Consider the following 21,517-nt stretch of genomic DNA (forward strand, 5'->3'; position numbering starts at 1 on the left):
CTGTGGTCTCGCTCGCCGGGACCGGCCGGGCGCCGCCTCGCCGCGGCCTCCCGCGCGTCCCGGCCATGATTCGGAGCGCGGATGGCGGGAACCGCGAATCGGTGGTTTTTGGGATGATTCGAAGGCATCTGATGCCTTTTGCGGGACGCCGGTACTGGGACGAGCGCGCGAAGCTGACGCTCAAGGCCGTCCTCGCGGCGGTCACGGCATGGCTGGTCGCGAAGTACGTGTTCGGCCAGTCGCAGCCGTACTTCGCTCCCCTGGCCGCACTGCTCGGGGTGTACCCGACCGTCGTGCGGTCCGTGCGGGAGAGCCTCGCCTACGGGGGCGGATTCGTGATCGGCGCGGCGCTCGCGATCCCCGTCGGGCTGCTCGTCGGCCCGAACATCGCCGGCATCGCCCTCGTCGTCGTCCTCGCCATGATGGCGTCGGGATGGCGGCGGCTCGGCGAGCAGGCGTCGCAGGTCCCGTTCACGGCGCTGTTCGCGCTGCTGCTGGGCGGGCGCGAGGTCGTCGGCTACACGCTGCCGCGCATGGTCGACGTCGCCGTCGGCCTCGTGGTCGGCCTCGCCGTGAACGCGGCCGTCTTCCCGCCGCTGTTCCTGCGGCGCGGCGAGTACGCGGTCCGGGAGATGCGCGAGACCCTCGCGGACGCCCTCGGGACGCTCGCCGACGACGTCGTCGAGCCGGCCGAGTGGAGGTCGCTGTGGCAGGAGCGCGAGTCCCGGCTGGTGAGCGTCCAGGAGCAGGCGCGGTACGCGGTCGAGCAGGGCGAGGCGAGCCTGCGCGCCAACCCGCGCGCGAAGCTGCGCGGCTACCGGCTGCGCTGGCGGGACGTCCCCGGGCAGTGGCCGGCGCCGGAGCTGATGACGATGCTCGACCACGCGACGGCCCACAGCCGGTCGATCGCGGCGACGCTGCGCCGGCTCGCGGACGCCGACGAGGCGGTGGTGCCGGGAGACGGGTTCTGGCGGGAGTACGCGGAGCTCCTCCGCGCTCTCGGCGCCCTCGTCCTGGAACTGCCCGACGTGCCGGACGGCGCGGCGCTGGCGGAGGCCGAGAAGACGCAGTGCGAGATGGAGCGGCCCTTCCTCGGCCCGCGGACCGACGCCCCCGGGCTGTGGGACCCGCGCAAGGAGCTGCTGCGGCTCAGCCGCCTGCTGCTCGACGACCTGCGCGACCACCGCCCCTAGCGCGCGCCGTCCACCGCGCCGGAAAACCCTTCGCGCCCGTCTCCCGCGACCGTTACGGTCGGGCTGCCGCACGGCACGATCTTGTCCGGCGGCGGTCGTCATCAGAGAGAACCAGGAGGATTCCCGATGACAACAACCACAGCCCTTGCTCTGACCAAGGTTCGCAACATCGGGATCATGGCGCACATCGACGCCGGCAAGACGACGACCGCCGAGCGGATCCTCTTCTACACCGGTGTGTCGCACCGGATCGGCGAGGTGCACGACGGCAACACCGCGCTGGACTACACCAAGCAGGAGCGCGACCGGGGCATCACCATCACCTCGGCGGCGACGACCTGCCGCTGGACGGTCCGGGACGCGCCCGGCGGCGAACACACGATCAACCTGATCGACACGCCGGGCCACGTCGACTTCACGATCGAGGTCGAACGCTGCCTGCGCGTCCTCGACGGCGCCGTGGCCGTGTTCGACGGCGTCGCGGGCGTCGAGCCGCAGTCGGAGACGGTGTGGCGCCAGGCCGACCGCTACGGCGTGCCGCGCATCTGCTTCGTCAACAAGCTCGACCGCGCCGGCGCCGACTTCGAGCGCTGCGTCGACATGATCCGCGAGCGGCTCGGCGCCGTCCCGCTGGTCACGCAGCTGCCGATCGGCGCCGAGTCCGGTTTCGCGGGCGTCGTCGACCTCGTCACCGGGCGGGCGCACGTCTGGCCGGACGACCGGCACGCCGTCGTGGACGTCCCGGCCGGCATGGCCGAGGACGTCCGCCGATGGCGCGGCAGGCTCGTCGAGACGGTCGCCGAGCGCGACGAGGAGGTCATGGAGCTGTACGTGGGCGGTGCGGAGCCGTCGCCGGAGCAGCTGCACGCGGCGATCCGCCGGCTCACGGTCGCCTCCGCGGCCACCCCGGTGCTGTGCGGCAGCGCGTTCCGCAACAAGGGCGTCGAGCCCCTGCTGGACGCGGTGGTGCGGTACCTGCCGTCGCCGCTGGACGTCGCGCCGCCGGAGGCCCGGGACGCCCTGGAGCGGACCCCGCTCTCCGCGCTCGCGTTCAAGATCGTGAGTGACCGGCATCTGGGCCGGCTGACCTTCGTCCGGATCTACACCGGGCGGCTGGCGGCGGGCGCGAGCGTGCTCAACAGCGTCAAGGTGCGCAAGGAGCGGATCGGCAAGATCTACCGCATGCACGCCGACGCGCGCGAGGAGATCGCGTCGGCGGGCGCGGGCGACATCGTCGCGGTGATGGGGCTCAAGCAGACCACCACCGGCGAGACGCTCTGCGACGAGGCGCGCCCGGTGGTCCTGGAGTCCATGGACTTCCCCGCGCCGGTCATCGAGGTCGCGATCGAGCCGCGGTCCAAGGCCGACCGGGAGAAGCTGGGCGCCGCGATCCAGCGGCTCTCGGAGGAGGACCCGTCGTTCCAGGTCCACGACGAGGAGGGGCAGACCGTCATCGGCGGCATGGGGGAACTCCATCTGGAGATCCTCATCGACCGCATGCGGGAGGAGTTCCACGTGGAGGCCAACGTTGGCCGGCCGCGTGTGGCCTACCGCGAGACGATCCGCACGGCCGTGGACCGGGTCGACCTGACCCACCGCAAGCAGACGGGAGGCAAGGGCCAGTACGCGAAGGTGCAGATCGCCGTCGAGCCCATCGAGGACGGGTACGAGTTCGTCAACCGGGTGACCGGCGGGCGGATCCCGAAGGAGTTCATCCCCTCGGTGGACGCGGGCTGCCAGGAGGCGATGCGCTTCGGCGTCCTCGCCGGGTACGAGATGACGGGCGTGCGGGTCACGCTGCTGGACGGCGACTTCCACCCCGTCGACTCGTCCGAGCTCGCCTTCAAGGTCGCCGGTTCGCTGGCGTTCGGGGAGGCGGTGCGGCGCGCGTCGCCCGTGCTGCTCGAACCGGTGATGACCGTCGAGGTCACCGCCCCCGAGGAGCACCTGGGCGCGGTGATCGGCGACCTGAACGGCCGCCGCGGCCGGATCGAGGGGACCGGCGAGCGCGCCGGCGCCCGGATCGTGCACGCCCTCGTGCCGCTGTCGGAGATGTTCGGCTACGTCGGGCACCTGCGCGGCATGACGTCGGGCCGCGGGGTGTTCACCATGCGGTTCGCCTCCTACGCGGAGGTCCCGGCCGCGGTCGCCCGGACCCTCGTCTCGGGCTGACGTGAAGGGGGGCCCGGCTCTCGCCGGGCCCCCCGTTGGCGCGACCGTTTCAGGACCTGGACGGTGCCGCCGCCGGTTCGCGGCGGCGGCCCGCCAGGAGGGCGTCCAGCGCCCAGGCGCCCGGTCCGAGCACCGCGATCAGCAGGAACGCCCAGCAGAACATCGCCGCGCTCTCGCCGCCGTTGCGCAGCGGCAGCAGCGCGTGCGGCTGGTGGACGGTGAAGTACGCGTACGCCATCGAGCCCGACGCCAGGACGGCCGCGGGCCGCGTGCACAGCCCGGCCAGCACCAGCGCGCCGCAGACGAGCTGGATGAGCGCCGCCCACCATCCCGGCCAGGCGGCGAGCGCGACCGCGTGGCCGCTGCCCCGGTTGCCGCCGAGCACCCCGAACAGCGACGCCGCCCCATGGCACAGGAACAGCAGGCCCACGACGGCGCGGAACAGCCCGAGCACCGGTTCGCCCAGTCGGTCCACCGGGATCATCCCTCGGTCACCCAGGCGTGCATGATGCCCATGACGTCCGTGAAGCCCTCGTCGGAGGACCGGTAGGACGCGGTGATCCTCAAGGTGTCGCCGAGGCCGATCCGGCCGATCGGTGAACCGCCGCACGACGGCATGTTCGACACCTCGGTCATGCCGTGGTGGTCGACGAACTCCGGCGTGCCGCCCTCCTCGGCCTCGCTGCGGCAGAACAGGCGCCCGGTGGTGACGTCCTCGGTCTGCACGGCGACCCCGCCGTGGTGCAGGTGCCCGCGGACGTGCACGACGTCGCCCGACACGGTGGAGCGCCACGTCCTGGACTTCTCGCTCCGGGGCCCGGCGGGGACGTCCCAGGTCGAGTCGGCGCAGCCGCCCGCGTCCAGCCACAGCGGGACCACCGGCCTGATGTGCGAGCCGAGCACCGGCTGGTAGGTGAAGGTGAACTGGACGTAGACGGTCTTCTCCTCGTGCGCGTGGTTCATCAGGTCGGCGAGGAGCGTCCAGCGGTCGAGGGGGCCCATCCGGAACCCGTAGCCGGCCGGGAAGACGCTCTCCATCCGCTCGTTGCCGGACGCCAGGACGCGCCGCGGCCCGCCGCACACGGTGTCCCACGCCGCCGGATTGAAGATGACGGCGTGGTGCAGCATCGGCCCGGTATTGATATTGGCGTTGCTTCCGTCGGCGTACACGAGATTCGGCTTGAAGCCCGTGACGAAGCAGCTCTCACACGGTTTCGCCACGTCCACGGCGATCTGGTTCGGCAGCTCGCCGTGCTCGCCGTTCGCCGCCTTCGGAATGGTGTAGGGCCCGTACCGCAGGGTGACGGTCCGCGCCGGCGCGGCCGGTGCGGCCTGCGCGGTGGCAAGGGGCGGCACGGCGCCGGTGAGCAGCGCGAAGGCGCCGAGCAGCGCGAGGAGCGTTCTTCGGAACAAGGGGGTCCTCCTTGGGGAGCCGCGCCGAGCGAGAACTGCGGCGCACTTTTCCGCATGCGGCGGCCAGACCCTGGAAGAATGGATTCCGCGTCCTTGCGGGAAAGGCCGTCCGCGACGCCCACACAGTGAACGCCGCCCGGCGCCAAGTCAATTGTGCCGGGACACAGCCGCGCCGATCAGGCCGATGAGCAGGGTGCTCGCCGGGGCCCCGGAATGGAGACCGGTGATTTCGCCGATACCGTCGCCGAGACGTGCGCCACACGGGGTGTACGGGGCGCGGACCCGGGAATCGTCGGTCGCGGAGCCACCGGCCCCACTAGTCTCTGCCGGGGCGGGACGCCGGGTCCCGCCGGTCCGCGAGGAGGATCCCCCAGGTGTTCGAGTCGGTGCTCGTGGCCAACCGCGGCGAGATCGCCGGGCGGATCGTGCACACCGCCCGCGCGATGGGGCTCAAGGCGATCGCGGTGTACTCCGCGGCCGACGCGGGCCTGCCCTTCGTCGCCGAGGCGGACGAGGCCGTCCTGATCGGGCCCGCCGAGCCGTCCGGCAGCTACCTCAACGCCGCCGCGATCCTGGAGGCCGCGCACCGGACCAACGCGCAGGCCGTCCACCCCGGCCACGGGTTCCTCGCCGAGAGCGCCGCGTTCGCCCGGCGGGTCGCCGAGCGCGGGCTGGTCTGGGTCGGCCCGCCGCCGCTCGCCATCGCCCGGATGGGCGACAAGATCAACGCCCGGAACCTGATGAAGGAGGCGGGCGTCCCCGTCGCGCCCGGGGTCTGGGAGCCCGTGCCCGACGCGGCGACGGCGGCCGAGGAGGCCGAGCGCATCGGCTACCCCGTCATGGTGAAGCCCGCCGCGGGCGGCGGGGGCATCGGCCTGGCCGCCGTCCACGACGAGGCGTCGCTGCGCAAGGCGTTCGAGGAGACCCGCGCCGCCGCCGAGCAGCTCTTCGGCCGGGGCGACATCCTGCTGGAGCGGTACGTCGAGGGCGCCCGGCACGTCGAGGTCCAGATCCTCGGTCTCGCCGACGGCACGGTGGTCGCGCTGGGCGAGCGCGAGTGCTCCGTCCAGCGCCGGTACCAGAAGGTCGTCGAGGAGTCCCCGTCCCCCGGAGTCACCCCCGCGCTGCGCGAGCGGATGCTGGCCGCCGCCGTCCGCGCGGGCGAGGCCGTCGGCTACCGCGGCGCCGGCACCGTCGAGTGCCTGGTCGACCCGGCCGCGCAGGAGTTCACCTTCCTGGAGATGGACACCCGCCTCCAGATCGAGCACCCGGTGACCGAGATGGTCACCGGCATCGACCTCGTCGAGCAGCAGTTCCGCGTCGCGGCGGGCGAACCCGTCTCGTTCACCTCCGCCGCGCCGCGCGGGCACGCCGTCGAGTTCCGCGTCCAGGCCGAGGACCCGGAGAGCTTCCTGCCCGGCACGGGCGAGATCACGGTGTGGGAGGAGCCCGTCGGGGACGGCATCCGCATCGACGCCGGCTACGCCGAGGGCACCACCGTCACCCGCCACTACGACCCGCTGCTGGCCAAGCTGTGCGTCCACGGCGACGACCGCGCCCACGCCCTGGCCCGCGCCCGCGCCGCCCTGGAGGCGTTCCACATCGAGGGCCCGCCGACGAACCTGCCCTTCCTGCGCGAACTACTCGACCGCCCGGAGTTCGCCGACGGCACCTACGACACCGGCCTGGTCGCGCGCATGCGCGGCCCCCAGGCCCCCTGAGCGCCGCCTCCGCGCCCGTCGTAGAGTGACGCCGTGTACTGCGACCGCTGCGGCGAGCCCGCCGAGGGCGACCACACCTCCTGCCGGACCGCCCGCCGGATGGAACCGCCCCGCTACTGCCCCGACTGCCGCCGCCGCCTGAAAGTCCAGGTGACCCCGACGGCCTGGACGGCCGAATGCTCCCAGCACGGCCCCCTCACGCCCGCCGATCAGGCCCCGTAGCGGGCTACTCGGTGAGAGGCCGCCCGGTTCCGCCTCCGCGTTCCAGCCGATCGATGGCGGCAAGCAGCCGCCGGGCGTTCTCAGGGCTCTTGAACAGGTAGGCGGTCTCCGTCAGTGACTCATCGTCGTCGGGCGCTTTTATGACGACCGGCTCATCACCGGTGTGGGGGTTGCTCACTCGCGACCCTTCATGGGTACGGGGGTTGAGTCCGCGTCCCGGAACGGCAGGGCGTAGGTGATGAGGTCTACGCCCGGGGCCGGGGTCCAGTCGTGGTCGGGGGTGCGGACGAAGCCCATGTTCTCGTACATGCGCTGCGCGGACTCCATGTTGCGCTGAGTCGAGAGGCGCAGGCCGGAAAGGCCGGCTCTGCGAGCCCTTTCGATGCAGGCGCGCACCATGGCGCGGCCCGCGCCCCTGCCCCGGGCGTCCTCCAGGACGGCGAGCATGCGGAACTCCGCCTCGTCCGGTCCGGCCAGATCCGCGTAGGGGGTGCCCGGCGGGCAGTACGCGACGGCACCGGCGATCCGCCCGGCGTCCTCGGCGACGAGCAGTTCGGCATTCGCGGCCCGGTCGGCGGCGTCGCGCAGCTTGCGCGCGTACGGGGACTCCGGACTGACCAGTCCGCCGCGCACGTAGACCTCCACGGTCAGTTCGCCGACGAGGTCGTACTCGTCCGGGCGCGCCGTCCGCACGATCACTTGACGTCCTGGCAGGAGGACTCGGCGGGGAGGAGGGGGCGCAGGCGGACGGAGTAGGTCTGGCCGCCGCTGCGCCACGCGGTCTCAGGGGTCGTGGCGGGGACCTTCCCGGCCGGGGCCACCGTGCAGATCGATCCGGCCACCGGGACGCCCCTGCCGAGCGGCTCCAGCGGCCACGCCTTGACCGTGGCGCTTCCCGTGGCCGGCCCGGCGAGGACGGCGGTCTTCTCCGGCTTGTACGGGGCCGGCTTCCCGACGAGGTCGGACGCGGGCCAGGCGGCCGGGTCGAGGCGCTTGAGGAAGCGGCCCTCCGGGCCCGACTGGGCCTCGGGCTGGACGATCCGGGTGGTCGCGCCGTCCATGGTGACCACGATCGTGATCGCGTCGGCGACGCCGCCGGGCCCGACCGAGTGGGAGCGGGCGAGCCCGGCCGCGCGGGCCCCGTCCAGCAGGCGCCGCATGGCTTCGGGGTTCAGGCGGTACTCCGTCGGCCCACCCTGGGCGGAGGCCACCGCGCGGCCCGTGGAGTAGAGCGAGAAGTCGGGGAGGCTTCCTGGGCCGCCGAGACCGGCGATGCCGCCGGTCCTGCGCCACCGCAGGACGAGATTCTCGCCCGCGGGGGTGCCGCCCGGCGAGGACGAGGACGAGGACGGGGCGGGCGCGGGGGAGGAGGGCTCGGCGGTGCCGGAGCCGTCACCGCAGGCGGCCAGCGCGGCACCGGCGGCCAGGGCGGCGCAGGCGAGTGCCGGCACCCGGCGGGAGCGTGTGTACGGACCGGCCATGACGGTTGGACGCTCGGCGGCCCGCCCGGGTTCCGCCGATCCCGGCAACACCCGGCGACGGGCCGGTTCCGGGCCCGCGCTAGGGTGCCGATCTGTGAGTGTGCTCGTTGTGACCGGGACCTGCACGGGTGTGGGGAAGACCGTCGTCACCGCGGCGCTGGCCGCGGTCGCCGCCGCGCGCGGCGCGTCGGTCGCCGTCGTCAAACCCGGCCAGACGGGCGTCGGCGGCGCGGAGCCGGGCGACCTCGACGAGGTCCGCAGGCTCGCCGGGATCGACGACGTGCACGAGTACGCGCGCTTCCCCGACCCGCTGTCCCCGGCCGCCGCGGCCCGCCACGCCGGGATGCCGCCCGTCCGGATGCCGGACGTCGCCGAGCGCGTCCGGGACCTGTCGTCCGGGCGGCGGCTGGTCCTCGTCGAGGGTGCGGGCGGGCTCCTCGTCCGCTACGACGAGGAGGGAAGCACGATCGCCGACCTCGCGCGCTGGCTCGGCGCCGCGGTCGTGGTGGTGGCCCGGCCCGACCTCGGCACGCTCAACCACACCGCGCTCACCCTGGAGGCGATGGCGCACCGCGGGGTGCAGCTCGCCGGGGTGGTGATCGGCGCCTGGCCGGACGACCCGGACCTCGCCATGCGCAGCAACATCCGCGACCTGGAGACCATCGCGGCCCGCCCGCTGTCGGGCGCGCTGCCCGCCGGCGCCGGGGCCCTGGACCCGGCGGAGTTCCTCGTGGCCGCGCACCGCGGCCTGGCGCCCTCGTTCGGCGGCGGATTCGACGCCGCCGCCTTCCGCGCCGCCTTCGGCCCCGACAAGGAGAACACGTGACGGACATCCTCGACATCGCGCGCCGCCAGGTCCTGGACGAGGGCGAGGGCCTGTCGCGGGGACAGGTGCTGGAGGTGCTGAACCTGCCGGACGACCGGCTCCAGGACCTGCTCGCGCTCGCCCACGACGTCCGGATGCGGTGGTGCGGGCCCGAGGTCGAGGTCGAGGGGATCGTGTCGCTGAAGACCGGCGGCTGCCCGGAGGACTGCCACTTCTGCTCGCAGTCCGGCAAGTTCGAGTCGCCCGTCCGGTCGGTGTGGCTGAACATCCCCGAGCTGGTCGAGGCGGCGAAGGAGACCGCCGCGACCGGCGCCACCGAGTTCTGCATCGTCGCCGCCGTGCGGGGGCCCGACGAGCGGCTGATGTCGCAGGTCCGCGACGGCGTCAAGGCCATCAACGACGCGGTCGAGATCAACATCGCGTGCTCGCTCGGCATGCTCACCCAGGAGCAGGTGGACGAGCTGGCCGCCATGGGCGTCCACCGCTACAACCACAACCTGGAGACGGCCCGCTCCCACTTCCCGAACGTGGTCACCACGCATTCGTGGGAGGAGCGGTGGGACACGCTCCGCATGGTCAAGGCCGCCGGGATGGAGGTGTGCTGCGGCGGCATCGTCGGCATGGGCGAGAGCGTCGAGCAGCGCGCCGAGTTCGCCGCGCAGCTCGCGGAGCTGGAGCCCGACGAGGTCCCGCTGAACTTCCTCGCGCCGCGCCCCGGCACGCCGTTCGCCGACCACCCCCTGGTCGAGGGCACCGAGGCGCTGAAGACGATCGCCGCGTTCCGGCTCGCCCTGCCCCGCACCATCCTGCGCTACGCCGGCGGCCGCGAGCTCACCCTCGGCGACCTCGGCACCCGCGAGGGCATGCTCGGCGGCATCAACGCCGTCATCGTCGGCAACTACCTCACCACCCTCGGCCGCCCCGCCCGGCAGGACCTGGAGCTGCTCACCGAACTGCAGATGCCGATCAAGGCCCTCGGCCGGACGCTCTGAGCCGCGCCCGCGCGGCCGGTCAGCGGCTCAGCCGGGTGATGAACTTGTAGCGGTCGCCCCGGTACAGGGACTGGGCCCACTCGACCGGCTGGCCCGTCGTGTCGAAGGCGTGGCGGGACAGCAGCAGCATCGGCAGGCCGACGTCGACGCCGAGGAGCTGCGCGTCGTGCGGGGTGGCGAGGACGGTCTCGATCGTCTCCTCGGCCTCGGTGAGGTGGACGTCGTAGGCGGTCGCGAGCGTCTCGTACAGGGAGTGGTGGCGCGGCAGTTCGCGGCGCAGGCCCGGGAAGCGGCGGGCCGGGAGGTGCGAGGTGTCGATCGACATCGGCTCGCCGTCGGCCAGCCGGAGGCGGTGGATCCGCAGCACCCGGCCGCCGGGGCGGATGCACAGGAGCGTGGCGAGGCGCTCGTCGGCGCTGACGTACCCGGCCTCCAGTATGCGGGTCTCGGGGCGCAGCCCGTGGTGCCGCATGTCCTCGGTGTAGCTGACGAGCTGGAGCTCCTGGGAGACCTTCGGCTTGGCGACGAAGGTGCCCTTGCCCTGGATGCGCTGGAGGCGCCCCTCGACGACCAGCTCGGCGAGGGCCTGCCGGACGGTGGTGCGGGACGTCTCGTACTTCTCGGCGAGCGTCCGCTCGGGCGGCAGCGGGCTGCCCGCGGGGAGCGACTGGATCAGCTCGACCAGCAGCTCCTTGAGCTTGTAGTACTTGGGGATCCGGGGCGCCTGGTTCGGGTGGCGCTTACCGAGGTCGCCGAGCGAGATTCGGTCGAAGCCGTGCTCGAACCCGCCCCCGTGCCGGGGCCCGCCTCTGACCTCCGTCACGGCGTCTCCTCACGTTCATCACCGGTTTCCCCGATGTTATGGGTGAAGACTACGGCCGGTAGAAGACGCGATTTCCGCCAGGGCCGCCCGCAATCGTGTGAGGTCCGACTCGTCCAGCGTGGCGCGTGCGGTGAGGCGCAGGCACGCGCGGCCCTTGGGGACCGAGGGCGGACGGAAGCACCCGACGCGGAGACCGTGCTCAGCGCAGATCCCGGCGGCCCGCACCGCGGCCTGCGGCTCGCCCAGGAACACCGGGACCACGGCCGCCGCGGGCCTGGCCGTTTCCAGGCCGGAACCGGCCGCCAGGTTTGAGATCGCCAGCGCCCGCTCGCGGGCGCGGCCGGGCAGGTCCGGGTCGGATCGCAGGACGTCCAGCGCGGCGAGGGCGGCGCCCGCGGCGGGCGGGTTCAGCCCGGTGTCGAAGATGAACGACCGCCCGGTGTCGACCAGGGTGTCGATCACCTCCGGGGCGCCGAGGACCGCCCCGCCCTGCGACGCCAGGGACTTCGACAGCGTGAGGGTGAGGACCACGTCGGGCTCGCCCGCGAGGCCCGCGGCGTGCGCGGCGCCGCGGCCCCCGTCGCCGACGACGCCGAGCGCGTGCGCCTCGTCGACCACCAGCAGCGCCCCGTGCGCCCGGACGGCGGCGTGCAGCGCGCCCAGCGGCGCGACGTCGCCGTCCACGGAGAACACCGCGTCGGTGACGACGAGGGCGTGGTCCTCCTCGCGCTCGGCGAGGGCCCGCTCCGCCGCGGCGGCGTCCCCGTGCGGGACGATCACGACGCGGGACCGCGACAGCCGGCACGCGTCCACGATCGAGGCGTGGTTGACCTGGTCGGACACCACGAGCGTGTCGGGCCCGGCGAGCGCGGTGACGGCGCCGAGGTTGGCCAGGAAGCCGGAGGAGAACACCAGGCCCGCGGCGCTGCCGGTGAACGCGGCGAGCCGCCGGTCCAGCTCGGCGTGCAGCTCCGTCGTCCCGGTGACGAGGCGGGACCCGGTGGAGCCGGTGCCCCACTCCCGCGCGGCCGCGACGGCGCCCTCGACGAGCCGCGGGTCGCCGGCCAGGCCGAGGTAGTCGTTGGACGCCAGATCGGTGAGCCCGTCGGGGCGGGGGCGCAGCGACCGGCGCAGTCCGGCGGCGGCGCGCCGCCCCGCCGCGTCCCGGAGCCTGGCCAGGGGGTCTCGTCCTGCGGTCATGCCGGGCATCCTGTCAGGCGGCCCCGGAGCCTGGGCCACCTGCCCCGGGACGGAAGGCCATCGGCGATGATGGTGGTGTGCCTACCTTGACCGATTTGGTCCGCGATCACACCGATCTCACCGACACCGATCTGGAGTGGCTCCACGCGCTGGTCTCGGACTGGCAGCTGCTGGCCGACCTGTCGTTCGCGGACCTGCTGCTGTGGGTGCCGCTCCGGTCGGCGGCCGCGCTGCCCGCCGACGGGGCGTCCCGCACGGGCCGGGGCAGGCCGGGCGTGCTCGACACCGGCGCGGCCGTCCCCGGCTGGGTCGCGATCGCGCAGATGCGGCCCACGACCGGGCCGACCGCCTACCCGGAGGACCTCGTCGGCAAGGTCGTCCGGACGGGGCGCCGCGGGCTGATCGACGTGGCGTGGCGGGAGCGCCGCATCGTCCGCGAGGGCGACCCGGAGTGGGGCAGCGGCATCCCCGTCCGCGAGGAGTCCATCCCGGTGCGCCGCGGCGCCAAGATCCTCGGGGTGATCCAGCGCAGCACCAACCTCAGCTCGGCGCGCACCCCGTCCCGGCTGGAGCTGACCTACCTGCAGAGCGCCAGCGACCTCGCCACGATGATCTCCGAGGGCCGGTTCCCGGTGCCGGGCGAGGAGCCGAACATGGTCCGCTCGCCGCGCGTCGGCGACGGCCTGATGCGGCTGGACCGCGCCGGCAAGGTCACCTACGCCAGCCCCAACGCCCAGTCCGCCTACCGGCGGCTCGGCTACCCGACGGACCTGGTCGGCGAGGCCCTCGGGAAGATCACCGCGGACCTGTGCGACACCGGCGAGCCGATGGAGGAGGCGCTGAGCGTCGTGCTGTCGGGCCGCGCGCCGCGCGAGGTCGAGGTCGAGTCCCGCGGGTCGATCATGCAGCTGCGCACGATCCCGCTCGTCGTCGGCGGGACGCGGATCGGCGCCATCGTCCTGTGCCGGGACGTGACCGAGCTGCGCTGGCGCGACCGGGAGCTGCTGACCAAGGACGCCACCATCCGGGAGATCCACCACCGGGTGAAGAACAACCTGCAGACGGTCGCGGCGCTGCTGCGGCTCCAGGCGCGGCGCCTGCGGATCCCGGAGGGGCGGGCCGCGCTGGACGAGGCCGTCCGGCGCGTCGGGTCGATCGCGATCGTGCACGAGACGCTGTCGCACACCCCCGACGAGCTGATCGACTTCGACGACATCGCGGACCGGGTCATCACGATGGCGGGGGAGGTGTCCACCCCGGAGACCAAGGTGACCCCCAAGCGGACCGGCAGCTTCGGCGTCCTGCCCGCCGAGATCGCGACGCCGCTCGCGATGGCGCTCACCGAGCTGCTGCAGAACGCCCTGGAGCACGGCCTGGCCAGCCGCTTCGGGACCCTGGAGGTGGTGGCGCACCGCTACGGCGAGGGGGAGGTCTCGCACGAGCCGGCCGGCGTCTCGCTGTGGGGAGAGTGGACGGCGCCCGGCGCGGACGAGCCCCGCGCCCCGGGCGCCGAGCCCGAGCGCCCGTCCGGCCGCCGCCTCGTCACGGTCGTCGCGGACGACGGCGTCGGCCTGCCCGCCGACTTCGACATGGAGAGCACCGAGAGCCTGGGCCTGCAGATCGTCCGCACCCTCATCGTCGGCGAACTCGGCGGCCACCTGGACTTCCGCCCAAGAGAAGGCGGCGGCACGGAAGTAGTGGTCGACATCCCCCTGGACCACCACCATCGTCCGACACGCCCCTGATCAGCGGCCGTTCTCACTATCGGTGAGGCACCGAGAGCAGCCGGCGCCTCAGCCGTCAGAAAGCCGAAGGTGGGCGATCGCGTGCGAAGCCAGTTTCAAGCGAAGCAAGAAACTGATCGCGCAGCGAGTCGAAGCGATGCTAGCGATCGCCGCAGTGCTCGACGATGGAGGGCCGCCAAGGCCCGAAGGAGGAGAGCACTGCAGTAAGCTCAGCGCCTGACGCTAAGGGCTCGGCGATGAGAACGGCGGAGTGCTCGGCGTTCGTCCTCGCCCATGCCGCCCCAGACGCCGGACTCCTGGCCGGACTCCAGCGCCCAGCGCAGGCAGGCGTCGCTCACGTCGCAGCGGCGGCAGACCTGCTTGGCCTCCTCGATCTGGAGGATCGCGGGGCCGGTGTTTCCGATGGGGAAGAAGAGCTCGGGGTCCACGTCACGGCAGGCTGCGCGGTGGCGCCAGTCCATGCGGTCCACTCCTTCGTCAGGTGGTGGAGTTGCTCCACTCTTTGTGAACGGGTTCACATGTCGCGAACGCCCGGGGTGGCTGTGGCCAGGTCCAGGGGTTGTTGTTCGACGGCGCCGCGAGCAGGTGACCGGCGGCGTTGGGGCCCCTGTCGGCTGGCGCACTTTGAGCGTTTCAGTAGGGTGCGGGCAGACGCAAGACCTTTGAGAAAGGATTCTCAAAGTATGGGTGTCGCATGTGTCACACCCATCGGTCGGGCGTGTTACTTGGCTCTCACATGCGCGCTCGCGCGCCTCAAATGACGATGCGGATCGCCTTCGGCACGGAGCGGAACGTGACCGCCCGCTGCTCGCCCAGGTAGTCGCCGTCCAGCTGGAACGCCACCGGACGGTCCGCGCGCACCGTGACCTCGGCCTCATCGTGCAGGTTGAGGACGTGCCGCCCCTGAATGGGGTGCGCTCTCGGAGTCAGCATCTGGGTCAGCGCCCCCAACGTCGCGCCGAGTTCCAGCGACCGCATCCCGAACACGTCCAGCCCGCGCGCGAAGTTCGCCTTCGGACTCGGATTCACCGGCACCCGCCCCATGAAAGTCCACGGAGACGTATTGGAGATGAACGCCAGGAACAGCCCCGATTTCGGCGGCCTTCCGGGCTGTTCCAAAGTGAGCGCCGGATGGCGCCGATCGGTACCGGAGAAGAAATGCCGTATCGCCGTCCGCACATACAGCGAAGGGTCCGCCCGCAAGCCCGCCTCGCGGCGCCGCTCCACCTCCCGCACGACCTCCGCGTCCAGCCCCACACCCGCGCAGAACGTGAAGTACCGCTCCGGGGCGCCGGGATGGGAGGCCGTGCCGAGCCCGACCGACCGGTGCCGGCCCGCCCGCAGCGCCTCCAGGACGGACCGCGTCGCGCCGATCGGGTCGTCTGGCAGGCCGAGCGCGCGGGCGAACACGTTCGCGCTCCCGCACGGCAGCACCGCCAGCGACGGCAGATCGGGGGACGGGCCTTCCGCGAGCAGCCCGTTGACGGTCTCGTTCACCGTCCCGTCCCCGCCGAGGGCGACCACGACGTCATAGCCCTCGACGGCCGCCTGCCGGGCCAGTTCGGTCGCGTGGCCGCGATGGCCGGTCTCGGCGAGGACGAGGTCGAGGTCGCCGGTGAAGGCCCGCACGAGGATGTCGCGGGCCCGCCGGGAGGTGGAGGTCGCCTTGGGGTTGGCGATGAGCATGGCGCGCACGGCGTCAGGGTATCGATCGTTCCGGATGCGTTCGCCCGCCGTTTCCCCTGGGAGCGGCCCGCCGCGGGGGGCGAGTAGGGTTTCTGGGTGTGACCAAGCGTCCCTTCACCGTGCAGGCCGCCGCCGCCCTCCAGGCCGCCGAGGGTGCCGCCGCCGTCGGATTCGGCGTCTTCACCGGCGTCGAGACGGCCACAGGCGCCGCAGTCGACCCGGCCAGCGCGATCGGGGTCACCGTCCTCGCCCTCGCCGGCGGCCTCGGCATGCTGGGCTGCGCGCGCGGGCTGCTGCGCGCCGACCAGTGGAGCCGCGCCCCCACGGTCCTGACCCAGCTGTTCGCCCTGCCGATCGCCTGGTCGCTGTGGCAGAGCGACCAGCCCGCGATCGCCGTCCCGCTCGGCGTCGTCGCGGTCCTCGCGCTCATCGCCGCCCTCAGCCCCCCGAGCACCGCCTGGCTCATCGAAGACCACGACGAGGACGACGAGGACGACGAGGACGCGCCGGAGGCCCCCGAACCCGCCGAACCCGCCGAACCGGCCGCCGGCACACCGACCGCGGAGCCGCGCTCCCTCGGACGGCGCCTTAAAGACCGCCTCAACGAGCAGCCCGCCAAGAACAGCGGGAACTGACCGGACGCCGAAAGGGCCCTGAGGACGCGTCCTCGGGGCCCTTTCGGCACGTCACCCGCTACTCGTCGGCGGTCAGGCCGTCCCGCAGCTGCGCGAGCGTCCGCGCCAGCAGCCGGGACACGTGCATCTGGGAGATGCCGAGCTCCGCGGCGATCTGCGACTGCGTCATGTTGCCGAAGAAACGCAGCAGAAGAATCTTCTTCTCGCGCGCCGGGAGCTTCTCCAGCAGCGGCTTGAGGGACTCGCGGTACTCCACGCCCTCCAGCGACTCGTCCACCATGCCGAGCGAGTCGGCCACCGCCGGCGCGTCCTCGTCACCGGAGTCGGGCGCGTCGAGGGACACCGTGGAATAGGCGTTCGCCGACTCCAGCCCCTCCAGCACCTCCTCCTCGGTCATCTGCAGGTGCGCCGCCAGCTCGCTCACCGTCGGGGCGCGGCCCTCCCGCTGCGCGAGATCACTGATCGCCTTCGTCAGCGACAGCTTCAGCTCCTGCAGCCGGCGCGGCACGCGCACCGCCCAGCCCTTGTCGCGGAAGTGCCGCTTGATCTCACCGACGATCGTCGGGGTGGCATAGGTGGAGAACTCCACCCCCCGCTCCAGATCGAACCGGTCGATCGACTTGATCAGACCGATCGTGGCGACCTGGATCAGATCGTCCAGCCACTCCCCGCGGTTGCGGAAGCGCCGGGCGAGATACTCCACCAGCGGCAGATGCAGCTCCACGAGCTGATCGCGGATCCGCTGGCGCTCCGGGTCGCCCTCCGGCAGCTGGGAGAGACGCTCGAAGAGCGCGCGCGCCCGAGCCCGGTCCGGGACGGCGCTGCTGTCCGAACGCTCGGTGCTCGCCCCCGCGACCGTCGTCTGCTCCGTCGTCGTCTTCTCCGTCACGGGGCCCCCGCCGCACCGCGCCGCTTCTGCAGCGTCACGGTGACCCGGTCGTCGGAGCCCACCCTGGCGTCCACCTCGCCCGCCAGGGACGACAGCACCGTCCAGGCGAACGTGTCGCGGCTCGGCTCCTCACCGTCCACCGTCAGGACCGACACGGAGATGCGCATCGCCTCTCCGGTCAGCTCGAACTCGCACGTCAGGTCGGTGCCCGGCACCGCCTGAGCGAGCAGCATCGCGCACGCCTCGTCAACGGCGATGCGCAGGTCTTCTATCTCGTCCAGCGTGAAGTCCAACCTGGCCGCCAGGCCCGCGGTCGCGGTCCGCAGCACGGACAGGTAGGCACTCGCGGCAGGCAGCTTCACCGTGACCACGTCACGGACGGACAACTTCGTACTGGCCGGCATTGCAGCGGTTTCCTCGGTCACGTCACTCCCTCGCAGGATGGTCCCGCTGTCATCGAAACTACCGCCTACGAGCCGTGCATCGAGACTTCGGCGCGCTGTGTTTATTTGCGTTGCGTTGGTTGGGGCGCCTGGGGCGCCCCAACCAACGCAACGCGTGCGATCGCTGCATCGCTCCGGCTCGCCTTGCGGCTCGCTCCGCGATCAGTTTCCTGCTTCGCTCGAAACTGCCTTCGGACGCGATCGCGATGGTGGGCCCTCGTTCGGGGTGCTGTGGTGGCTGGTGATGTGTGCGGAGCGGGGGGTTTCGGTGAGGCGTGGTTGTGGGGGTCTACCGCGGGTTGTGGGGGGTTGCTGTGGCGCTTCGGCTCGCTTTGCGGCTCGCTTCGCGGTTGGCCCTCGCTTCGCTCGTGCCGTGCGTGTGGGGGGATCAGGTTTTGGCGGGGTGGGGAGGTGGGGGGAGTAGGGCGCCCTGGTGGGTTATCACCTGGGCGGCCAGGGTGGTGGCGGCTTCGGCTGCTTGTTTCCGGGTGGCGCCGGACAGGCGGGTGGCCAGGTAGGCGCCGTTGAAGGCGTCGCCTGCGGCTGTGGTGTCGATCACTTGGACGTGGGGGACGGCGGGGATCGGGAGGTTCGTCATCCTGTCGGCGATCACGCAGCCTCGGGGGCCCTGTTTGACCGCTATCTCGGTCACTCCGGCTCGTCTCAGGCGTCTGATCGTGTCGGCCGGGGTCCGGTCGCCGAAGACGGCCTGGTCGTCGGTGAGGGTGGGGAGGGCTATGTCCGTCCTGGTCAGGACGGCGGACATGGCTTCGGCGGCGGCCGCGGGGGAGGGCCAGCCCGCCGGGCGGTAGTTGGTGTCGAAGGCCACCCGGCCTCCGCGGCGGCGGGTCTCGTCCAGGACGGTGATGAGCCTTCTGCGGGCGCCGGTGCCGAGGATCGACAACGTGATGCCGGAGAGGTAGACGAGGTCGTGGCCGGCGATCGCGTCGTCGATCTCCGGGGGGTGGGCGGGGCCGAACAGGCCGCGGGCCGCCGACTGGGATCGGTAGTAGTGGAACGTCCGCTCACCGGTCTCGTCGGTGCGGATCAGGTAGAGGCCGGCCTGGCCGCCGGGGACGGTGCGGGTGTGGTCGGCGTGCACGCCGTGGGCGGCCCAGGCCTCGCGCATCCGGGTGCTGTAGGGGTCGTCGCCGATGAGGGTGACGAACTGGACGTCGGCCGTGCCGGGGGCGGCGGTGCGGGCCAGGTAGGCGGCGACGTTGAAGGCGTCGCCGGCGTAGCCGACGGCCAGGCGGTCGGGGGCGAGGTGGCTCAGTTCGATCATGCATTCGCCGATCAGGGCGATCCGGTTCCGCATGGCGCGACACGATACATCTAGACAACAAGTGATCTGATGACTGAAACTGCGGGTGTCGCGCCGCATCGAGAAGGGACGCCCATGCACGACCCGCTGCGAGGTTACGACGAGGACGGCTACGCGGTCTTCCGGAACGTGCTGGATCCGGCGCTCGTGGCGGAGGCGGACGAGCATGTCCGCTGGCTGGAGGCCCGCCATCCCGACCGGACCGGCGAGGAGCTCTCCACCGAGCTGGTCGCCAGGGATCCCTTCTGGGTGCGGCTGGTGTCCGACGGGCGGCTTCTCGACGTCGCCGAGCGGTTCATCGGGCCCGACATCGCTCTGTTCGCGTCCGCCTACATCTCCAAGCCGCCCTTCACCGGCAAGGCCGTGCTGTGGCACCAGGACGGGGCGTTCTGGCCGCTCGAACCGATGCGCGTGGTGACGCTGTGGCTCGCCATCGACCGGTCGACGCCGGAGAACGGGTGCCTCCGGGTCATTCCCGGGAGCCACAGGGAAGTGCTGCACGAGGTGCGGGAGCGGGAGGACGCGGAGGCCGTCTTCGGGGTGGAGAGCGCCGTGGGCGTGGACGAGTCGCGCGCCGTGGACCTCGCTCTCGAACCCGGCGACGTGGAGGTCCACCACCCGAACATCATGCACGGCAGCAACGCCAACGAGTCGCCGCACCGGCGGTGCGGGCTGACCATCCGGTACATACCGACCTCGACGCGGATCACCGCGGAGCCGCTGCCGTTCCCGTCCGCGCTGCTGCTGCGCGGCGACCCGGGCGTGAACGAGTACCAGCCGCGGCCCCGGTACGAGGCGGGGGAGCACTTCGCCTTCAGCGGCGCGGAGAACTGGAGCTGATGCGGCGGCATCGGCCGTCCCGCAACTGGGGCGCCCGCGTCCACGAGATCACCTGGGCCGGGATCGAGGCCCTGGTCCTGGAGAACGAGCTGCTTCGGGTGACGGTGCTGGTGGGCAAGGGCGGCGATGTCGCCGAGTTCTGCTACAAGCCGCGCGACATGGACTTCGTGTGGCTTTCGCCTGACGGGCTGCGCGATCCGCGTGACGTGGCCGGGGGAGCGGGCGATGACGTCGCGCTCTTCCTCGACGGCTACGAGGGCGGGTGGCAGGAGGTCCTGCCCAACGGGGGCGCGCCCAGCACGTACCGGGGGGCTTCGTTCGCGCAGCACGGGGAGGTGGCCGGGCTGCCGTGGGACTCCGAGATCGTGGTCGACGAGGCTCGGGAGGTCGCGGTCCGGCTCACCGTCCGGGGGCGGCGGATGCCGCTGCGGGTCGTCAAGACGCTGCGGCTGAGGGCGGGCGAGGCCGAGCTTCTCGTCGACGAGGAGCTGGTCAACGAGTCGGGGGTGGCGCTGGACGCGATGTGGGGGCACCACATCGTGTTCGGGGCGCCGTTTCTGCGGCCCGGGCACCGGGTCAGGGTCGGTGAGGGGGCCCTGGTGGTGCCGCACGAGACGGCGATCGCCCCCGGTGGGCGGCGGGTGAGGGGCGGTGGGCCGCACGCCTGGCCGCGTGTGCCGGGGGAGGGAGGCGGGTTCGTCGATCTCGATGTGGTGCCCGGCGCCGGGGTGCCCAGTGAGATCGTCTACCTCACCGGGCTGGAGGAGGGGCGGTACGAGGTCGTCGATCCGGCCGGCTTCGGGATGCGCGTGCGCTGGGACGTCGACGTCCTGCCGCATCTGTGGCTGTGGCAGGAGTTCGGGGCCACCACGGGGCATCCGTGGTGGGGCCGCGCGTACGTGATGGGCCTGGAGCCGTTCGCCGGATACCCGACGGACGGCCTGGCCGCCGCCGTCGCGAACGGCACCGCTCTGACGCTGGAACCGCATGCGCGGCGGAGCCTGTGGCTGCGCGCCGCGGTCATCGAGGAGGGTCTGTGAAGGAGTTCGAGGGCAAGGCCGCCGTCGTGACCGGCGGGTCGCTGGGGATCGGCCGGGCCGTGGTGGAGCGGCTCGCGCGCGACGGCGCCGCCGTGGTGTTCTGCGGGATCGGCGAGGACGAGGTCCGCCGGGCGGAGGCGGACCTGCGGGGAGAGGGGCTGGAGGTCGCCGGCGCCGTCGCCGACGTGACCGACGCCGCGCGGATGGACGGGCTGGTCGGGGAGGCCGTGTCCCGGTACGGCGGCCTGGACGTGCTGGTGACGTGCGCGGGCGTGCAGCGGTACGGGACGGTCGAGGAGACGTCCGAGGAGTTGTGGGACGAGGTGCTCGGCGTCAACGTCAAGGGCGTCTTCCTCGCCTGCCGCGCCGCCGTGCCGGAGCTGCGGCGCCGGGGCGGCGGCACGATCGTCACGGTGTCGTCGGTGCAGGCGTTCGTCTCGCAGGACCGGGTCGCCGCCTACAGCGCGAGCAAGGCCGCGATCAACGCGCTGACGCGGGCGGTGGCGCTGGACCACGCGGCCGACGGCATCCGCGCGAACGTGGTGTGCCCGGGGTCGGTCGACACGCCCATGCTGCGCTGGGCCGCCGACCTGTTCCGCGGGGCGAGGGGGCAGGACGCGCAGGTCGCCGAGTGGGGGCGCGCGCATCCGCTCGGGCGGGTCGCGGCCCCTGCGGAGGTGGCCGAGGTCGTGGCCTTCCTCGCCGGACCCCGCTCGTCGTTCGTGACCGGCGCGGAGCACCGGGTGGACGGCGGGCTGCTGGCCCGCAATCCGGCGGCCCTTCCGGAAATCTCCTAGAAGATCTAGACACCAAGTCATTTGATGACTCAAAATGTGGGGCGCACGACCAGCGTGTGATCGTGACCTCGCGGA

General features: G+C 72.7%; 23 protein-coding genes. 11 read left to right on the forward strand and 12 right to left on the reverse strand.

The window, feature by feature from the left end; genetic code table 11:
- The first annotated feature begins 131 nt into the window (after positions 1–131).
- Together BKA00_RS37365 and fusA are read left to right on the forward strand one after the other, a co-directional pair.
- Positions 132–1,193, forward strand: a complete 1,062-nt coding sequence (locus BKA00_RS37365) for an FUSC family protein (protein WP_185033193.1) — start codon at positions 132–134, stop codon at positions 1,191–1,193.
- 126 nt (positions 1,194–1,319) lie between these two features.
- The gene (gene fusA / locus BKA00_RS37370) at positions 1,320–3,365 is read left to right on the forward strand and encodes an elongation factor G (RefSeq protein ID WP_185033195.1); all 2,046 of its coding nucleotides are present in this window, start codon (positions 1,320–1,322) and stop codon (positions 3,363–3,365) included.
- A gap of 49 nt (positions 3,366–3,414) precedes the next feature.
- Here the strand turns inward: fusA and BKA00_RS37375 are convergent, their stop codons facing one another.
- On the reverse strand, positions 3,415–3,840 hold the full coding sequence (locus tag BKA00_RS37375) for a DoxX family protein (protein ID WP_476692265.1): 426 nt from the start codon (positions 3,838–3,840) through the stop codon (positions 3,415–3,417).
- 5 nt (positions 3,841–3,845) lie between these two features.
- Positions 3,846–4,778, reverse strand: coding sequence for a hypothetical protein (locus BKA00_RS37380; protein ID WP_185033199.1), 933 nt, complete (start codon positions 4,776–4,778; stop codon positions 3,846–3,848).
- A 374-nt stretch (positions 4,779–5,152) separates the two neighbouring features.
- Here BKA00_RS37380 and BKA00_RS37385 point away from each other — a divergent pair, with 374 nt between their 5' ends.
- Positions 5,153–6,499, forward strand: a complete 1,347-nt coding sequence (locus BKA00_RS37385) for an acetyl-CoA carboxylase biotin carboxylase subunit (RefSeq protein WP_185033201.1) — start codon at positions 5,153–5,155, stop codon at positions 6,497–6,499.
- A gap of 33 nt (positions 6,500–6,532) precedes the next feature.
- Positions 6,533–6,721, forward strand: a complete 189-nt coding sequence (gene bsaP / locus BKA00_RS37390; RefSeq protein WP_185033203.1) for a biotin synthase auxiliary protein BsaP — start codon at positions 6,533–6,535, stop codon at positions 6,719–6,721.
- Positions 6,722–6,725: 4 nt separating this feature from the next.
- Here the strand turns inward: bsaP and BKA00_RS37395 are convergent, their stop codons facing one another.
- From BKA00_RS37395 to BKA00_RS37405, 3 genes are read right to left on the reverse strand one after another with little or no spacing between them, the layout of a single operon-like run.
- Positions 6,726–6,899, reverse strand: a complete 174-nt coding sequence (locus BKA00_RS37395) for a type II toxin-antitoxin system Phd/YefM family antitoxin (RefSeq protein ID WP_221493454.1) — start codon at positions 6,897–6,899, stop codon at positions 6,726–6,728.
- The gene (locus BKA00_RS37400; protein WP_185033205.1) at positions 6,896–7,420 is read right to left on the reverse strand and encodes a GNAT family N-acetyltransferase; all 525 of its coding nucleotides are present in this window, start codon (positions 7,418–7,420) and stop codon (positions 6,896–6,898) included. The genes BKA00_RS37395 and BKA00_RS37400 overlap by 4 nt, the downstream gene beginning before the upstream one ends.
- Positions 7,417–8,172: a hypothetical protein gene (locus tag BKA00_RS37405; RefSeq protein WP_185033207.1), complete on the reverse strand. Its 756-nt coding sequence runs from the start codon at positions 8,170–8,172 to the stop codon at positions 7,417–7,419. The genes BKA00_RS37400 and BKA00_RS37405 overlap by 4 nt, the downstream gene beginning before the upstream one ends.
- 124 nt (positions 8,173–8,296) lie before the next feature.
- On the opposite strand from BKA00_RS37405, the gene bioD reads away from it, so the two are divergent.
- Positions 8,297–9,028, forward strand: a complete 732-nt coding sequence (gene bioD, locus BKA00_RS37410) for a dethiobiotin synthase (protein WP_185033209.1) — start codon at positions 8,297–8,299, stop codon at positions 9,026–9,028.
- The gene (gene bioB, locus BKA00_RS37415; protein ID WP_185033211.1) at positions 9,025–10,020 is read left to right on the forward strand and encodes a biotin synthase BioB; all 996 of its coding nucleotides are present in this window, start codon (positions 9,025–9,027) and stop codon (positions 10,018–10,020) included. The genes bioD and bioB overlap by 4 nt, the downstream gene beginning before the upstream one ends.
- Positions 10,021–10,039: 19 nt before the next feature.
- On the opposite strand, the gene BKA00_RS37420 is transcribed toward bioB, so the two are convergent.
- Together BKA00_RS37420 and BKA00_RS37425 are read right to left on the reverse strand one after the other, a co-directional pair.
- A complete protein-coding gene (locus tag BKA00_RS37420) occupies positions 10,040–10,783 on the reverse strand; it encodes a UTRA domain-containing protein (RefSeq protein WP_185035341.1) in 744 nt (247 codons plus the stop codon).
- A 96-nt stretch (positions 10,784–10,879) separates the two neighbouring features.
- On the reverse strand, positions 10,880–12,052 hold the full coding sequence (locus tag BKA00_RS37425) for an 8-amino-7-oxononanoate synthase (protein ID WP_420829709.1): 1,173 nt from the start codon (positions 12,050–12,052) through the stop codon (positions 10,880–10,882).
- A 68-nt stretch (positions 12,053–12,120) separates the two neighbouring features.
- Between BKA00_RS37425 and BKA00_RS37430 the strand changes: the two genes are divergently transcribed.
- Positions 12,121–13,788: a histidine kinase N-terminal domain-containing protein gene (locus BKA00_RS37430; protein WP_185033214.1), complete on the forward strand. Its 1,668-nt coding sequence runs from the start codon at positions 12,121–12,123 to the stop codon at positions 13,786–13,788.
- 209 nt (positions 13,789–13,997) lie between these two features.
- On the opposite strand, the gene BKA00_RS37435 is transcribed toward BKA00_RS37430, so the two are convergent.
- Both BKA00_RS37435 and BKA00_RS37440 read right to left on the reverse strand, forming a co-directional pair.
- Positions 13,998–14,249 (reverse strand): WhiB family transcriptional regulator, encoded by a 252-nt coding sequence (locus BKA00_RS37435; protein ID WP_089314516.1) that lies wholly within the window; start codon positions 14,247–14,249, stop codon positions 13,998–14,000.
- 292 nt (positions 14,250–14,541) lie between these two features.
- A complete protein-coding gene (locus BKA00_RS37440) occupies positions 14,542–15,483 on the reverse strand; it encodes a diacylglycerol/lipid kinase family protein (protein ID WP_185033216.1) in 942 nt (313 codons plus the stop codon).
- An 89-nt stretch (positions 15,484–15,572) separates the two neighbouring features.
- Here BKA00_RS37440 and BKA00_RS37445 point away from each other — a divergent pair, with 89 nt between their 5' ends.
- Entirely contained in the window at positions 15,573–16,109 is a 537-nt protein-coding gene (locus BKA00_RS37445; RefSeq protein ID WP_185033218.1) for a hypothetical protein, read from the forward strand.
- Between the two features lie 58 nt (positions 16,110–16,167).
- Here BKA00_RS37445 and BKA00_RS37450 read toward each other — a convergent pair whose 3' ends face one another.
- The 3 genes from BKA00_RS37450 to BKA00_RS37460 form a co-directional block, all read right to left on the reverse strand.
- Positions 16,168–16,878: an RNA polymerase sigma factor SigF gene (locus tag BKA00_RS37450; protein ID WP_221494434.1), complete on the reverse strand. Its 711-nt coding sequence runs from the start codon at positions 16,876–16,878 to the stop codon at positions 16,168–16,170.
- Positions 16,879–16,994: 116 nt separating this feature from the next.
- Positions 16,995–17,423 (reverse strand): ATP-binding protein, encoded by a 429-nt coding sequence (locus tag BKA00_RS37455; protein ID WP_179843572.1) that lies wholly within the window; start codon positions 17,421–17,423, stop codon positions 16,995–16,997.
- Positions 17,424–17,829: 406 nt separating this feature from the next.
- Positions 17,830–18,759, reverse strand: a complete 930-nt coding sequence (locus BKA00_RS37460) for a sugar kinase (RefSeq protein ID WP_185033222.1) — start codon at positions 18,757–18,759, stop codon at positions 17,830–17,832.
- A gap of 81 nt (positions 18,760–18,840) precedes the next feature.
- Between BKA00_RS37460 and BKA00_RS37465 the strand changes: the two genes are divergently transcribed.
- From BKA00_RS37465 to BKA00_RS37475, 3 genes are read left to right on the forward strand one after another with little or no spacing between them, the layout of a single operon-like run.
- Entirely contained in the window at positions 18,841–19,605 is a 765-nt protein-coding gene (locus tag BKA00_RS37465; protein ID WP_185033224.1) for a phytanoyl-CoA dioxygenase family protein, read from the forward strand.
- Complete coding sequence (locus BKA00_RS37470) at positions 19,605–20,645, forward strand: DUF4432 family protein (protein WP_185033225.1); 1,041 nt, start codon at positions 19,605–19,607, stop codon at positions 20,643–20,645. Before BKA00_RS37465 ends, BKA00_RS37470 begins: the two co-directional genes overlap by 1 nt.
- Positions 20,642–21,442, forward strand: coding sequence for an SDR family NAD(P)-dependent oxidoreductase (locus BKA00_RS37475; RefSeq protein WP_185033227.1), 801 nt, complete (start codon positions 20,642–20,644; stop codon positions 21,440–21,442). The genes BKA00_RS37470 and BKA00_RS37475 overlap by 4 nt, the downstream gene beginning before the upstream one ends.
- Positions 21,443–21,517: the final 75 nt, after the last annotated feature.

The organism is Actinomadura coerulea (assembly GCF_014208105.1).
GTDB lineage: Bacteria > Actinomycetota > Actinomycetes > Streptosporangiales > Streptosporangiaceae > Spirillospora > Spirillospora coerulea.